This is a genomic window from Bacillus sp. UNCCL81 (genome assembly GCF_900112535.1).
Classification (GTDB): Bacteria; Bacillota; Bacilli; order Bacillales; family Bacillaceae_G; genus Gottfriedia; species Gottfriedia luciferensis_B.
The window spans coordinates 136367-152289 of record NZ_FOMF01000005.1 but is presented as its reverse complement, the minus strand read 5'-3'; the positions used below and the strand labels follow the sequence as shown (position 1 = coordinate 152289).

Sequence of the window (15923 nt, the reverse complement as noted above, 5' to 3'; positions counted from 1 at the left end):
TTTACGCACCCTTTCTCAATTTCAAATTTATTTTAGGTGTAATATTTCCCTTTGATATTTCAGAAATAACACCTAAAATTGGTAGCTCTAATAATTCTTCTAGTTGTTTTTCAGTTTTAACTGTGTTATCTAAATACTCCAGTAAGAATGCAACACCAACTGAAATCATTAAACCAACAACAAATCCAATTGCAATATTTAATTTCTTGTTAGGTTTTATAGGGCTTGGATTTTCAATTGAATCTGCTTTTGCTAAAACAGTTACATTATTTACGCTCATAATTGTTTTAATTTTTGCCTGAAATACACTTGCTATCGTGTTTGTAATGTCACGTGCTTGCTCAGGATTTGGATCTTGTACTGTAACAGTAAATACTTGAGAATCCTTTTCGCTTGCAACTGTGATTTTTTTAGTCAATTCTGCAACTGTATAATCTAAATTTAATTGATTAATAACTTCATCTAAAATAGCTGGACTCTTAATAACGACATTATATGTATTGATCAATTGAACATTTGTTTGTACCTGGTTATTCTGGTAAATCGAAGAATCTTTTGTTTCTTTTTGATTAACTAATAATTGAGTTGAAGATTGATAAATCGGGGTTAAAAATAAATAGCTAATAGCTCCTGTAACCACTGTGGCTACAACTGTAATACTAATTATCATGATTAGACGTTTCTTAATAACGCCGAACAATTCCTGTAAACTAATCGTCTCTTCCATCGTTTCCTCCTTAAATTCTATACATTTATTATTCTATTAAAATATACCCTTATATTCAACAGTGCCTAGTATAACAATTACTTAACGAAAAGTTAAGTAAAAATTAATCTAGATATAGGGAAATTTGGTTAAATTTCCCATAAAACAAGGTATTTTGTCGGATTAATTATCCACATTATGGAAACCCTTGCAAACTGGTCTAGTTATGTTACATTCATTAATGAAAATTGTAACATTAGATATTATTTAAGAATAATTAATGAGCTGTAAATTGAATAATAATCAATGAAATGATAAAAATAATTTTTTCCTTATTTAGTAAAAATCACTAGCACATTTCGCTTTTTCTGTTATATAATAAAATATAAATAAATACACTGTATTAATACAGAATTAAGACAAATTAATCATTAATTTAAATCAAAGGGAGTGTTGTTAATGATGAGTAGAGAAGAGCGTAAAAACATGGTTCAATTTTTGGAATTAACAAAAGGATTTTCAACTGAGGACTTAGTTTTCATGACGGATGCTGATTTAGAGCACCTTTACGACACAGCTTATACGTATATGTTACATCACGCTGAGTAAGATCTTACAACTTTGGTTTACTGCACTTATAAAATAAAAAGCTAGGTGAACATCCTAATTTGGATTCACCTAGCTTTTTCATTTGCCAATTTTTCTATCGTTAAAGCTGTATCCAATTACTTATATTTACTCTTTTTTTGTTAAAACAAAAGACAACAAAATTCCTACTTCTCTGACTATTCCCCTCAACTTGAGATAAAACAATTTAAAAAAAGTATTTACTATGCATCTTTTTGTTATATCGAAATTTTAATTTTTCCAATATATGGTAAACAAACAGATTAGCAATTTTTGTTGTTTAGTGTTAAAAATTGTATACAATTTGTACGTTTTTTTCTAGCCATTTTGTCTAATAGGGTTTGTACAAAAAAAATTTTTTTTATTTAATTTTTAATAAAAAAATTTGTCTATTTTTTAATTAAAAACAACAAAAGTGTATTTCTCTATCAATACCTTTGCCTTATAAAAATAAAAAAGCTAAAATGCATCCTTTAAAAGAATTCACCTAGCTTTTTAATTACCCTTTATTCAATTAACTAGCGTTTCAAACCGATAGCCTTTTCCCTTAATCGTTTAATATATTTAGGATAATTTGGCAGTTCCTCTATATTATGTTGTAAACTATGAATATAAATATCGATAAATCTTCTATTTTTACATACTTGAATTGTAGTGAACCCATAAAGTTAGACTGGTGACTTCAATTAGGCAGCTTGTTGGGCATGAACTCGCTATTTTACTGGGCTCATGCCTTTTAATTTTGCCTTATTTCGTTTGTTATTGTCGTAATCTATATATTTGGCTAGTTCTTGTTTATAGTGCCAGCCTTGATCTGAATGAACTAGTAGTATATCGGAATCTGTTAAACGTTCAAGAGACTGTTCTAACATAGTTGATACAAGTGAATAAGTTGGACGTGAACCAATTGTATAAGCAATTATTTCACCATCATATAAGTCCAAAATAGGTGAAAAATATAGCTTCTCTCCAAATAATTTAAATTCAGTAATATCTGTAACCCATTTCTCATTTGGTTTATCTGCTTGGAAATTTCTATCTAAAATATTCGGGGCAACCTTACCCATTTCACCTTTGTAAGAGCGATATTTCTTTACTTTTACAAGTGATTTTATCCCTAGTACTTTCCTGAGTCATTGAACTTTTTTATGATTTATTTTATAACCACGATTAGTAAGCTCGTCTCGAATTTTACGATAGCCATAACGACCTTCATATTCCTCTTAAATTTCTTTTATCATTACTTTTATCTCTGTGTCTGGATCAGGACGCTCTAGATTTTTCATCCAATAATAGTACGTACTACGCGGAATACTGGCGAGCAGTAGAAGTTTTTTTAACGAAAACTCATGCCTATGGAACGTTCCAAATAACTTACCAATAGAATGAAATCTTTCCTTACCTTCTAAATATCCTTTAACTACCGCTAATTTATGATCAATAGTAAATTTTGTCATAAAAAATGCACCTCCAAATGTTAGTCTTGTCTAACATTTGGGGTGCACTTCAAATGTGGAAAGCTTTTAAATAGGTTCATATACCAGTTAATCGGCATTTCTGGTATATGGACTTTCATATTGTTTCAGCATAAGCCTAACCATCATTATTTGTTAATTTCCTTCAACACTTTCTTAATTTCATCTTGAGTCAACTGTTTCCATGGTGCTGCATCATCATTAGCAAGTGGTTTTTCAGGATTTTCATCTTTGTTCCACCATTTTGCCTCATACGGGATGCCATTAAACATTACCCGATCACCACCATTATAGACTTGTCCTTCTTCCCATTGCTGATAGGTTCCTTTCGGCAAGCTAACTATTGGCAATGGTTTTTCTCCAGGCAATACCGGACCAACAAGTTCCCAAGGAATTGTATTTTCATCCAAGATAGGTGCATCAGGAGCATCTCCTTTTGTCCACCATTTTGCTCTATATACATTGTGTCTCCAGACAACACGAGTACCTTTTAAATAGGTTGTCGATTCACTCCATATCTCATATGGGGAAGTTTTCGGATCATCCGGCTTATTCAAATCTACGTTCGTTACATCTGACTTGGTTGTCCGTTTTGCATCACCAGAAACACTACCATTCATATTCTCTTTCAAAATCGTTGCAAACTCTTGATTGTTTTGTCTAACACCACTGTAAAAGTTAGAAACACTTTGAATTCCAACACTATTCTCACTTGACTTCCTGTCACGGTTTGCTGACCACATAGACAATCGTCCTAAACCATTATCTACGGCAAATTTATTCAGCTTAGCAGCATCTTCTAAATCAAAAACTTCACCTTGGATATCATTTTGGCCAATCATTGGTGTTGCGCCTAGTTTTCTCCATAACGCTTTATCACTCAAGTTAACCCCTTGTTTTTGATAAATAATCCTTAGTTGGCGATGAGTTTTTTTCAAGGCATTAATCGAATTGTCTGCCATAGAAAGTGCTGAATTACGACTTTCTCCATAATTCATTGTCATAATATTGACGCCAGCTAAGTCTACTCCAGCTTTCAATAATGCTGTTACAGCATCCGTACCATCCTCAGTCAAACCTTGCGGGGTTACTGGTAATGTTACCCAAATAGCTAAGTCTTTTTTATCTTTCTTTCGTTCTTGCTGCAATTTTGCCAAAGCTTCCCCACGAAGTTTAGCGGCATGCTTATTTGTCAATCCTTCTTGCTCTAAATCCACATCAATCGTATTCAGATCATAACGCTTTACTACTTTTGCATATGCATTTTTCATTTTTCCAACATCTGTTGTTGTAATTCCTAATTCCGAATTGGATAAGCCACCAAATGAAACAATGACTTCCCCACCTTTTTGTCGTAGGCGAGCAATTCTACGGTCCATATCTAAATCCTCAGATGCCTGATCCAACGAATAGGCGCCTCCCCAACTAGGAACAGCACTATTTTTATTCTCAGCTGTTATGAAACCAAGCACAACATTACCATCGACTTTTTCAAATTCATATTGCGGTGTCAGTGTAGCATCGACATAAGCGGCAAACCAAGGGCTCGATTCTACTGCTGTTTTTTCTGTTTTTTTTGTTTTTTCTATTTTACTAACTACGACTATACTATCTCGATAAAAATAACTTACTCCTACAGCTACCACAACTAAACATACCAACATTAAACGCGGTATAGACAATTTCTTTTTATTTTGCATAATCTTTAATCATCCTATTTTTTTATTGCTGAAATTAAGTTTATCTTCAACTTCAGTTGTCTCTGTATTTTCCATTTTGCCAAGTGAAATACTTAATGGGACTTCTGTTCGACCTTTATCATCACCATAGTATAAAACCGATTGCCAATTGATTTCTGATTGATTTTGTTCAACTTTTTCAGTTTGCTTAGGTTTTACTTCTACGAATATCCATTCTTTAAAGTTATGAACTAAATCCACAAGCATATTGACAGGTCCGATAAATATTAATGCAGCCCACCCACAAGTAAAGGCGTTAAAAAAGGAAAATAAAGCATTTGGCCAATTTCCGAGCATGAAAGAGCGATAGCAAATAAAAATAGAATAAGCAATAATAATGATTGGCGCTAAGATATAAAGTGTTGGCGTGCCAGTCCGGTCATTAACCTTCGGTGTTCGTGCAAAAGGAATTTTTTCACTTGTTAATAACTGTTGGATTGACTTTAGTACTCCAGCCAAATTAACAGCCAACAAGATTAAATTGAGACCATAAATTCGGAAGATGTCCATTCGTTTATAACGATTGTATTTTAAATCACTCGCCATAGCAGTAAAGTAAGGGACAGCTGCTCCAACAATAAAAATACTCAATAAACGATCGTCAAAGGGATAAGCTAATAGGAAGATTAAGCCAAAACTAGCCCAAGCAATAGATGCCATGTAATTGACTCGCAACAAGATTTCCATTAACTTGATTGGATTCCCTTCTTGACGGCGTTGGCGAATAGTAGCAAATAGTTTCGACATAATGATTAATCCACCATTTGCCCAACGACGACGTTGGATAACTAAAGAACCGAAATCTGGTGGAGTTGCTGAGTAACTCATACGCTCCGGATAATTCGCCAAGGTCCAACCATTTTTTTCTAAATCAATACTAGACTCCGTATCCTCAATTACTGTACGGTCTTGGATAAAACGGCGAATTTTAAATCCATTTACATATTCTGTTTCAGCAATTTCCTCGATTGCACGTTTACGAATAACCGCGTTCGCCCCTACCCAAAAAGTCGCGCCATAATACGTTGTTCCTTGGTGTAAGGTATGTTGAATATCTGTTGTAGCACCAGCAATTCGTTCAATTCGAGTTGGACATCCACGGAAAGAAGAATAAGGAGTTTGTGTTACAGCTACATTTTCATTTCCTTCTTGATTCAATAGATAGACCAGACGTAAACAATACTCTCTTAGCAGAATAGAATCGGCATCAAGCGTTAGTAAAAATTCAGTATCTGGAATTACTAAATCTGCTTCTGCCTCTGAAGATACTCTCTGTAATACTTTACCAGCTGGTGTTTGGAGAATCTTGTAGCTCCCTCCCATTAAATCAATATAAGAGTTAAGATTCATAGCTTTATTGGCTTCATCAGATAAAGAAACAAACTGTTTTCGTTGGAAATACCCTACTTTTCCGGTAAAAATCCAAACTAATCGAGAATAAAACTGATAGATCCGTTCATAGCTCATGTAATAATTTTCTTTTGTAGATTTCTCTAATGCTACTGCTGTTACATCTAATTCATCAGCTAAAGCTCTTAAAACTTGATTATTAAAGAAATCATCTACATGAGTCTCCGAAGGTTCTTCATCAGCAAATTTATTAATCCATTTGGCAGCATATTTATATTGCTTTATTAAATCATTTAAAGTAGAAGAAGTGATTTCTCCTGTTTTGTTATATGTATTTTCAAAATCGTCACGAGCTTTTGCTAGCTTTGTATAAGGGACTTCCAAAAGCTCTGTTATTTCTTTTGCAAGATTCATAGTTGCTTGCAATTTTTCCCTTTTTTGCGGATCTGTTGGATTCGGCTTATCATCAATCAAAAGTTGTACATTAATTTCCGGATATTCTTGTAAAACAGCTGATAGTAATGTTTTGCGAATAACGTCAATCTCTTCATCATACGAAGGAACCAAAACAGTAATTCCTGGTTGATTCTCAGAAAAATAAGCAGATAAGGTTTCCCGTGGGACCCGAGTATGCTCTTTAAATCGGATCAATGCCCCTTGTCTAGAATAAAGATACATCAATGCGGAAAAACATAGTGTCGTAACAATCAAAATATATAATCCCGCTTCAACGACTTGTTTAAAACTACCATTCCCATTATGCAGTTGATCAAAAATTGTGGATGCTACATAAAGCAGCCAAAATCCAATCGTAAACAAAATATAGATTCGATTCAATGTCAATTTTGCAGTGGATGGTTTTTCATGCACTCTTGGTAATGGTTCCAAATTGCTTTCAGTGTTAAATTGTCTTTTCATTTTGTTCATCCCTCTTGTTAGTCAACTCCCTATTTTAGGGTAAATAAAAAAATACAATGTTTTAACTATTTATAGGTGGGCAGATTAATTTGTCACGTCAAAAATCTCCCATCCTTTTCCGAATAAACTCTTTCCATTTTTACCGGAGTTTAAAAAAAGAAAATTGGACCTTTAGGATCTTCTAACTTTAAAATAATAGCAATAATAATATGAACTGGTAATAGTAGTATAAGACCCAAAAAAGCGCCAGATAAATCCACTAAGCGCTTAGTAAATAAATAGATCCTTCTTTTTTCAATTGTTTCTTTCGATAAGAGTGGCTTTAGAAGCATATTCTGATTGTTCAAATCTCTTTGCTTTCAAACTAATCTTCCATCCTTATTTAATATTTACTGTTAACATATCGTGTAAATACTTCAATAAATCTTCTCTAAGTTCTTCATTCTTTAATGCAAAATCAATTGTCGTTTTAATAAACCCTAATTTCTCTCCAACGTCATGGCGTTTCCCTTCAAAATCATATGCAAACACACGTTGAATTGAATTTAATTTTTGAATTGCGTCTGTTAATTGAATTTCGCCACCTGCACCGATATTTTGTTCTTCTAAATACATAAAAATTTCAGGTGTAAATACATAACGACCCATGATTGCTAAATTAGAAGGTGCTGTACCTGGTGCTGGCTTTTCGACAAAGTTTTTTACTTCGTATCTTCTACCCTCTTGCACAATTGGTTCAACAATGCCATATCGATGCGTTTCTTCTTCTGGTACTGTTTGAACACCAATTACTGAAGAATATGTATTATCATATTGGTCCATTAGCTGCTTTAAACCTGGTGTTTGTGCTTCAACAATGTCATCACCAAGTAATACTGCAAATGGTTCGTTGCCGATAAAATTACGCGCACACCATACAGCATGACCTAATCCTTTAGGTTCTTTTTGTCTTATGTAATGAATGTCGATATTAGATGGAGCTTTAACTTGTTCTAATAACGCATATTTTTCTTTTTCTAATAAATTTTGTTCTAGCTCAAATGAATAATCAAAATGATCTTCAATTGCGCGTTTTCCTTTACCTGTTACGATAATGATATCTTCAATTCCTGATGTTTTGTTTTCGTTTGTCTACGATTGGTAGCATTTCTTTCGGCATTGCTTTTGTTGCAGGTAAAAAGCGTGTCCCTAAACCTGCTGCTGGTATAATCGCTTTTCTTACTTTTTTCATTTACAAATTCCCTTCATTGCTTTCTTTCCCCAAATTAATAAAGTTTTCACTTCTATATTCATGTGAGTAAATGAACAAGAAGAAACTCTATTTTCTTTTAAAATAAATATAATATAGAGCATCGAACCCCTGCTGACACTCATTGTGAGGAGTTACTGATGCTCAAATCATTTCACAAGTATGTGATGACTTGTAATGATCTGCTTAGACGCTAGTTGTCAGAGGTATTAAGGAGCATCAAACAGAATCTCATCATATTGTTCATGTATTTGTACAATCTAAATTTAATTGATTACTAACTTCGTCTAAAATAGATGGACTCCTAATAACGACAATTGTATGTTGATCAATTGAATATTTGTTTACATTTGATTATTCTGATAAATGAAAGAATCTTTTGTTTCTTTTTGGTTAACTAATAATTGAGTTGAAGATTGATAAATTGGGGATGTAAATAAATAGCTAATGACTCCTGTAATCCATTTATTATTCTATTAAAATATACCCTCAGATTCAACAATGCCAAGTATAACAATTACTTAACAAAAAGTTAAGTAAAAATTAACCTAAAAATAGAAAGTTTTAGTTAAATTTACCATAAAATAAAACTTTTTGTCGATTTTTTTACTAATTTATGGAAACTCTTGCAAACCGGTCTATTATTTTTGTTACATTATTTAATGAAAATTGTAACAATAGATATTTTTCTAGAATAATTAATACGTTATAATATGAATAATAATTAATGAAATGATTAAATTATCTTTTTTACTTTTCCATTAAAAATCTCTAGCATATTTCAACTTTTTTGTTATACGATAATTAGCATATAAATACACTGTATTAAAACAGATTGAAAACAAATTAGTCAGTCATTTAAATCAAAGAGAGTGTTGTTAATAATTAGTGGAGAAGAGAGAAAAACATGGTTCAATTTTTGGAATTAACAAAAAGATTTTCAACTGAAGACTAATTTTCCCTGATTTAGAGCACCTTTACGACACAGATTGTACGTTTATGTTACATCACGCTGAGTTGATTTTATAACTTTGGTTTACTGCACTTATAAAATAAAAAACTAAGTGTACATCCTTATTTGGATTCACCTAGCTTTTTCATTTCCCAATTTTTCGATCGTTAATGCTGTGTCTAATTACTTATATATCCTCTTTTTTTCAAATTTACAAAAAACAACAAAAGTCCTACTCCTTCGACTAGATTCCTCAAATTGAGACAAAAAAATTAAAAAAGATTATATACGATGCATCATTTTGTTATATTAAAATTTTAATATTTCCATAATATGGTAAATAAACAAATTAGGTGTTTTTGTTGTTTAAGTTGCGAAAGCGTATAAATCCACCCGCTTTTAACTTAGTTTTTTGGTCTATTTGGGTTTATACATAAAAAAATTTTTTTCTAATTTTACTAAAAAAAGTTGTCTCTTAATTATAGAAAAAAACTGCTTTTAAATAAAAACATATATTACGAATTCCCTACTCTCCCCAAAGCTCTGCCATATAAAAATAAAAAAGCTAAATGACATCCTTAAAAAAGAATGCACCTAGCTTTTTTACACACGTGTTCAATTAACAAGCGTTTCAAACCGATACCCTTTTCCCTTAATCGTTTTAATATATTTAGGATAATTCGGAAGTTCCTCAATTTTATGTCGTAAACTATGAATATAAATATCAATTAATCTTCTATTTTTATAAACAGAAATGACATCCATTAATTCTTCTCTTGTTACAATAAAGCCAGCCTTTTTTATTAAAAAAAGTAAAATTGCATATTCTCTTCCATTTAATTCAATCCTCATTTTGTTTTTATAAACCTCTTCTCGATTTAAATAGAAGGAAATCTCGCCAAAATTCAAAACTTTTTCTCGGTCTTCTTCAATTTTTTCGTTGCCTGCCCTCCTCATTACTGCTTTTATTCTTGCGGATAAGTCTCTAGGATGAATCGGATATTTAACATATTGATCCGCTCCCGCTTCAATGCAAATCGCTGCTTCGTATGAATCGTAAGTTTCAACTAATAAGATGATTGGTATTTCTGTTATCCGTCTTATTCTCATGATTAATGGAATAAACTCGTCCAAAACTTGGCTTTTCATTAATACTATGCAACCTTTTAAGAAACCTAAATGAGTTTCTTCATTAAACTCTCCATATCGATATGTGCTGATTTTAATTAATCCGAATTGTTTACTTTGTTGAAGCACATGTTCAATCTCGTTTTGATCTTGGATGATGACAATTTGCTCCACCGTATATCTCTCCCATTTTTTACTGTTTATACGGTCATTTTAATTGGTTATTAACAAAAAAGGGGGACTTTCACTATACCTTTACAAATTCTTTACGTTGCGTTAAAAGCAAGTTAATCTTTGTGGGATATTGTAAGAAATGTAGCAAAAACAACGAAGGGGGAAACTGTAGATGCATCATAGAAAAATACTTTTATTAGTCGTCGTAATCACAGCTATGTTATCTTTAGCAGCTTGTGGGATTGCTTATCATCCTAATTCAAATACATCAGAAAAACAATTAACTGGTAGCATACTAATCGATGGTTCTTCTACCGTTTTCCCGATTATGCAAAAAATAACGAAACAATATAGATCTGCACAACCTGAAGTAACTATTTCATTAGGTAATAGTGGTACAATTGATGGCTTTAAAAAATTCGCAAATGGCGTAACAGATATAAATGACGCATCTCGCCCAATAACAAATAAAGAAAATGCAATCGCTAAACATAATAACATTGATTATATTCAATTAAAATTAGCTTACGACGGTCTATCAGTCGTAATAAATAAAGACAATGATTTTGTTAATCAATTAACAGTTGAACAATTAAGAAAGTTGTGGTCAGTAAAAAGCAAAATAAAAACATGGAACGAACTAAACTCAGCTTGGCCAAAGGAAGAAATTAAATTCTTCAGCCCTGGTACTGAGTCAGGAACTTACGAATACTTTAATAAAACCATCTTAAATCAAACTGGCGAACGGAAAGATGCAAAAACGTCTGAAGATGACAAAAATCTTGCAGTTGATGTTGCTAGTGAAAAAGGTGCAATTGGATACTTTGGTCATGCTTACTATGAAGAAAACAAAGACAAATTAAAAATCGTACCAATCGTTAATCAAAAAACAGGTAAAGCAGTTTTACCAACTGAAGAGACAATCAAAAATGGGACATACCCATTTTCTCGTGAACTCTACACATATGTAAATATAGACTCACTTAAACGTCCTGTTGTTTTAGACTATTTGAAATTTGCTAATGAAAATGCTCCAATATTAGCTGAGCAAGTTGGTTATATCCCATTAGAAGATGATCAATATGAAAGCAATATTAATAAGATCGAAGAAGCTAGACATAAATAAATTTACTTACCCCCCATTTAAATATAAAAAAAGCTACGATTGTGTTTGAATCGTAGCTTTTTGTTTAATTTATAGATCAATTATCGTCTTCTTATTAACAATTCTCTCTTTAAGTTCTTCACAAAGTTCAATAACCCTTTGCGTTTTCTCTTCATATTTCATATTCAATACATGATAAAGCGTAAGATCACGACATTTTAAAAATGAAGGAATTCGGCTATACCATTCTTCATCTAATACATACTCGGTTTCATAACCTTTTCGAAAGATTTCTAACTGTCTTTTTGCGAATTTAGATTTTTCTTCGAATGATGCCTTACTACCCCAAGCAGTATAATATAAGACGATTGCGATATCTGAAATGAAATAATTATATTGCAAATCATCGAAATCAAAAGCCGTTATTTCACCTTTATCATTTACGAAGAAATTGTGGAGATGTAAGTCACTATGAATTAATCCATATGAATCTTTCTTTCTGTCATAAGCTTGGATTTCTTCAATTAAATCCTTCGTAAAAATGCCAAGTTCTTCATCAGCTAACATTTCATTTAAATACGCTTCTTCGTCCCAATGCTCACGAAGGTTTGTTACAGGGTAATCCACTGTTAACGCGTGAAGTTTTCCGATCGTTTTTCCCCATGTGTACATTAAGTCATCATTCCACACAGCTGGGTTTGTACGATCTACTAATTGTCCGTCTGCCCATTCAAACATTGAAGCATAAAAACTCGTGCCATCACTTGCATGTTGGACTTCTACTAAATTACCGTTTAAGGACGTTAAAGAACCTGCTGCATTTGCTCCGTTTTCTCTAGCATATTTTAAAAATTTAAGCTCTGCCTCAATTTCTTCCTTTGAGCGATGAGATGAATGCGTTAATCGTAAAATGCGATCCGTTCCATCTGCCAGCTTACCTTTAAATAGATAGTTCTCAAATTCTCCGACTGGTTTTTCATCTACTGTAATACCAAATTGTGCTGCTGCATTCGTTAAAATTTCTTTTGTAAAAACACTTTCAACTGCCTGTTCCATTTTTTAATCCCCCGAAACGTAAGAATAAATATCTAATTACTTATTCCTCAGTTTCCAAGGATTTCCTGCAACTTTTTTACTAATCATTCATATTTCGGTATTCGTTTGGGGTCATCCCAACGATTTTCTTAAACACTTTTCGAAAGTATTTGTCATCCTGATAGCCAATTTTCCCAGCTATTTCATAAATTTTCAAATTGGGGAACTTCAATAATTCCTTTGCCTTTTCAATCCGAATTGAAACAATATAATCTGAAATATTCACACCGTAAATTTGTTTAAACTTACGGGATATATATTCACGACTTAAATAAAATTTCTCTGAAAACTCCTGGAGTGAAATTTCTTCGGCATAGTTAAGCTGAATATAATTGGAGATTGCCTCGATACTATTTAGTTCTTGGTTCGTTTGATTTTTCTCTTGAATGATCGATTGTACTCTTTCCCTTTGAGTCGCTACATAATCACCAATTTCAAAATGCCCTCTCGCATTCCAGAACAATTCTAGATTCACTTCCTGAATGGTTTGAAGCGATAGTTTATTTATCCAGTGATTAAGGAAAATTAGAAACTCCTGATGTAATGAAAGTAACTGTGCAAAAGGAAGATAATTCTTCTGTGCGATTCGTTTACTAAACAGTTGAATGACTTCATCGTAAATATAAATATCCTGTTTCTCAACCATTTGTTCAAATAGGTTGATGATTTCTACTAGATTAATCGGATGATACTCTTTTATATCTTCATAAGAATAAACTGGTACATCTCGCTTTTCTAAAATATTTACATGCTGTAGAACATTTACAACTTCCTCATACCCAGACTGGATCGATTCAATTGTTAACTTTCTACTGATTGCAAAATGAAACGGAAAAGGCACAACTGTCGATAAAATTTTAGCAATATGTTGGATACTGTCAGTGACTTGTTCTCCCCAATATAGTAAACAAATCTCCTTTGTGCCTTGTAAATTACGAAATGCAATTCCTCCATTTTGACTTTGAAGAACTTCATTTACAATATTCAATAGGGCAAAAAAGCATAAATCCTCTGGCCAAATATCTTTGAATGTCTCTAGATTTCGTAATTTTAGTAAAGAAACATGTAAAGTTTGCCCTTCTTCATATCCTAATTGGTTTAGCATATTCTGATTAAATTCTTTCCCGTAAATTGCATTTGTTAATTGTTTATCTCTGTAAACAGGTAAAACTTCCTGCAGCAAACGAAAATCATTTAAGGCATCAATTCTCTCTTTTTCTTTTTCATTCCAATCTGATACAACTTTTACTAAAGTTTCATTCAATATATCCGGATCAATTGGCTTCAATAAGTAATCAGACGCACCGAACTGAATGGCTTCTCTCATATAATGATAGTCATCATATCCCGTTACAACGATTACCTTGCAATTAATATTTTCTGAATGAAGCCACTTTAATAATCCTCTACCGTCTAGCTCTGGCATCATTAAATCGGTAAAGATAATTGTCGGTCTTTCCTTTCTAATGATGTCTTGGGCAATCGCTCCATTTTCTGCTTCTAATATTTCAGTAACACCAATTGCATCCCAATCTGCAAGAAGTTTTACACCTTCTCGTACATGCTTTTCGTCATCTATTAGTAGAACCTTCATGATTAACTTCTCCTCTTGTCATTTCAATCGGTAAGATTATCGTTACAACAAAGTTTTCATGCTTCACACTTTCTATTTTTACTTCTGCTTTTTTACCATAATAAAAATGAAGGCGATCAGAAATATTTTTTAACCCGATACTCTCGTTCGTATTTAATCCATCTTCTGATAGCGACGAATTGATGTTTTCTAATTCCTCTTCTGTTGCCCCTTCACCATTATCAGCAATGACTATTTTTAAACGATTATCTTGTTGTCTATGAATCGAAATATTTAATTCACCAAGCTTTTGTTGTTTTTCAAAGCCGTGTTTAAAGAAATTTTCTACGATTGGCTGTAAAATCATTTTTGGCATTTTTACTTTGTTTAACCCTTCATCCACTTCCAGGTTATAGACAAATTTGCCATCATATCGTTCATTTTGAAGCGATAAATAATCTTTTATATGGTTTAATTCATCCTTAAGCGTCACAAAATCCTCATTATTTTTCATGCTATATCTCATGATTTTCGATAGTGACATAATTAATCGATACACTTTAATTCCGTCATTTTTTAGTGAAAGAGTTCCAATTGACTGCAAGGCGTTGTATAAAAAATGCGGATTAATTTGAGACTGAAGTACTTTTAATTGATTTGTTTTATTTTCTATTTGAAGCTTGTACTCTTTTATATATAAATCATTTAACGTATCGACCATTGAAGTAAAATGTTTACCTAACTGCCCAAACTCATCATTTCCTAACGTATCAAAGGAAACAGCAAGTTCTCCCTTCTCAATTCGCTGCATATCTCGAATTAAGATTCGTATTGGTCGTGTAAATCTAAAGGATACGATAATTGTTAAAATGATGACTAATAAGACTGAAATCGCTCCTAGTGTAACTGTAATTTTTAATAATTGATTCGAATTATGATAGAGATTCTTATAAGGAATGCTTTTAATGACCGTCCATTGTTGATGATTACTTGTGATTTTGTCATACACATAAACACCACTAAAGTCCTTATCCTTCCAATCAAAACTTGCTTCACCCGATCGATCTGAGGTTATTTTTTTATACCATTTTGTTTCTAGCTTTTTACCAATTAGTCTTTTTTCAGAAGAATACAAAACAACATTCCCATCACCAACAACGAAAAGATGTTCCTCTCCTTTTTTATAAATTCGATCGAAAATCTCTTTAATTCTACTTAATTCAATATCAATCGATAAGAAACCTAACCATTGGTCTGAAGTAACATTATTCAAAAAATAATGAAATGATACAACCTGTTTAACTGGCTCGATTCGAAAATCGGATAAATTATTATAGTTTTGAATCGGATGAGTCGGTTGAATATAATACGAGTCCCTCGAATAACTTAAATTTCGATATGCAGGAATTTGATTAAAATTATACAATTTCCCACGACTACTCACCTTTGCATTGTAGACGGTGTAATCATCCTTACCTTTCGTTAAATACAAATGTAACTGCACGAACTCTCTTCTAGAAAAATAAAGTCCTAATAAACTACGTTGAATTTCAGCAGAATTTTGTTCGATGTAAGCAGTAGCACCATTTTCTAACACAGACAAAAACGGTCTATTACTATAAATGGACAATGGAATACCGTAAATCTCATTATAATAATTCAATAAATCATTCCCACTACGCTTCAATAAATCATGGTTTGTATTTACAAATTCCTTTGTTACCGTGTTTTTTGTATAAAAATAATTTGCGATAATTGATAATCCAAAAGGAATAATCGTGGCGATTAATAATAAGATTATTAGCTTACTTCTAATACTGTTTTTCATGATA

Annotated in this window: 10 protein-coding genes and 2 pseudogenes; 2 read left to right on the top strand and 10 right to left on the bottom strand. The window is 32.3% G+C overall.

Annotated features, from left to right (window positions below; all coding sequences use genetic code 11):
• Position 1: 1 nt before the first annotated feature.
• Positions 2-727: a YveK family protein gene (locus BM319_RS12720; RefSeq protein ID WP_091022950.1), complete on the bottom strand. Its 726-nt coding sequence runs from the start codon at positions 725-727 to the stop codon at positions 2-4.
• A gap of 438 nt (positions 728-1165) precedes the next feature.
• Between BM319_RS12720 and BM319_RS12715 the strand changes: the two genes are divergently transcribed.
• Positions 1166-1315, top strand: a complete 150-nt coding sequence (locus BM319_RS12715) for a BH0509 family protein (protein ID WP_175403455.1) — start codon at positions 1166-1168, stop codon at positions 1313-1315.
• 731 nt (positions 1316-2046) lie between these two features.
• Here the strand turns inward: BM319_RS12715 and BM319_RS12710 are convergent.
• From BM319_RS12710 to BM319_RS12685, 6 genes and pseudogenes are all read right to left on the bottom strand, one after another.
• A pseudogene (locus BM319_RS12710) lies at positions 2047-2688 on the bottom strand (IS3 family transposase); the annotation flags it as partial.
• 248 nt (positions 2689-2936) lie between these two features.
• Complete coding sequence (locus tag BM319_RS12705; protein WP_286143754.1) at positions 2937-4454, bottom strand: chitinase; 1518 nt, start codon at positions 4452-4454, stop codon at positions 2937-2939.
• 63 nt (positions 4455-4517) lie between these two features.
• A complete protein-coding gene (locus tag BM319_RS12700) occupies positions 4518-6815 on the bottom strand; it encodes a glycosyltransferase family 2 protein (protein ID WP_091022946.1) in 2298 nt (765 codons plus the stop codon).
• A gap of 149 nt (positions 6816-6964) precedes the next feature.
• Complete coding sequence (locus BM319_RS25330; RefSeq protein ID WP_069032773.1) at positions 6965-7147, bottom strand: sugar transferase; 183 nt, start codon at positions 7145-7147, stop codon at positions 6965-6967.
• Between the two features lie 46 nt (positions 7148-7193).
• Positions 7194-8046, bottom strand: a pseudogene (gene galU, locus BM319_RS12690) (UTP--glucose-1-phosphate uridylyltransferase GalU).
• A gap of 1585 nt (positions 8047-9631) precedes the next feature.
• Positions 9632-10318 carry a winged helix-turn-helix domain-containing protein gene (locus tag BM319_RS12685; protein ID WP_069032771.1) on the bottom strand — a complete coding sequence of 229 codons (687 nt, stop codon included), beginning with the start codon at positions 10316-10318 and terminating at the stop codon, positions 9632-9634.
• Positions 10319-10490: 172 nt separating this feature from the next.
• Between BM319_RS12685 and BM319_RS12680 the strand changes: the two genes are divergently transcribed.
• Positions 10491-11444: a PstS family phosphate ABC transporter substrate-binding protein gene (locus tag BM319_RS12680; RefSeq protein WP_091022944.1), complete on the top strand. Its 954-nt coding sequence runs from the start codon at positions 10491-10493 to the stop codon at positions 11442-11444.
• A gap of 69 nt (positions 11445-11513) precedes the next feature.
• On the opposite strand, the gene BM319_RS12675 is transcribed toward BM319_RS12680, so the two are convergent.
• The 3 genes from BM319_RS12675 to BM319_RS12665 all read right to left on the bottom strand — a co-directional run bounded on the left by BM319_RS12675 (position 11514) and on the right by BM319_RS12665 (position 15919).
• Entirely contained in the window at positions 11514-12479 is a 966-nt protein-coding gene (locus BM319_RS12675) for a phosphotransferase enzyme family protein (protein WP_091022942.1), read from the bottom strand.
• A 79-nt stretch (positions 12480-12558) separates the two neighbouring features.
• A complete protein-coding gene (locus tag BM319_RS12670; protein WP_091022940.1) occupies positions 12559-14112 on the bottom strand; it encodes a response regulator transcription factor in 1554 nt (517 codons plus the stop codon).
• On the bottom strand, positions 14090-15919 hold the full coding sequence (locus BM319_RS12665; RefSeq protein ID WP_069032767.1) for a sensor histidine kinase: 1830 nt from the start codon (positions 15917-15919) through the stop codon (positions 14090-14092). Before BM319_RS12665 ends, BM319_RS12670 begins: the two co-directional genes overlap by 23 nt.
• Between the last annotated feature and the right edge of the window lie 4 nt (positions 15920-15923).

Coding starts and splice junctions, on each gene's coding strand:
- BM319_RS12720 (WP_091022950.1), bottom strand. CDS start 727: ATGGAAGAGACGATTAGTTTACAGGAATTGTTCGGCGTTATTAAGAAA.
- BM319_RS12670 (WP_091022940.1), bottom strand. CDS start 14,112: ATGAAGGTTCTACTAATAGATGACGAAAAGCATGTACGAGAAGGTGTA.
- BM319_RS12675 (WP_091022942.1), bottom strand. CDS start 12,479: ATGGAACAGGCAGTTGAAAGTGTTTTTACAAAAGAAATTTTAACGAAT.
- BM319_RS12665 (WP_069032767.1), bottom strand. CDS start 15,919: ATGAAAAACAGTATTAGAAGTAAGCTAATAATCTTATTATTAATCGCC.
- BM319_RS12680 (WP_091022944.1), top strand. CDS start 10,491: ATGCATCATAGAAAAATACTTTTATTAGTCGTCGTAATCACAGCTATG.
- BM319_RS12700 (WP_091022946.1), bottom strand. CDS start 6,815: ATGAAAAGACAATTTAACACTGAAAGCAATTTGGAACCATTACCAAGA.
- BM319_RS12715 (WP_175403455.1), top strand. CDS start 1,166: ATGATGAGTAGAGAAGAGCGTAAAAACATGGTTCAATTTTTGGAATTA.
- BM319_RS25330 (WP_069032773.1), bottom strand. CDS start 7,147: ATGCTTCTAAAGCCACTCTTATCGAAAGAAACAATTGAAAAAAGAAGG.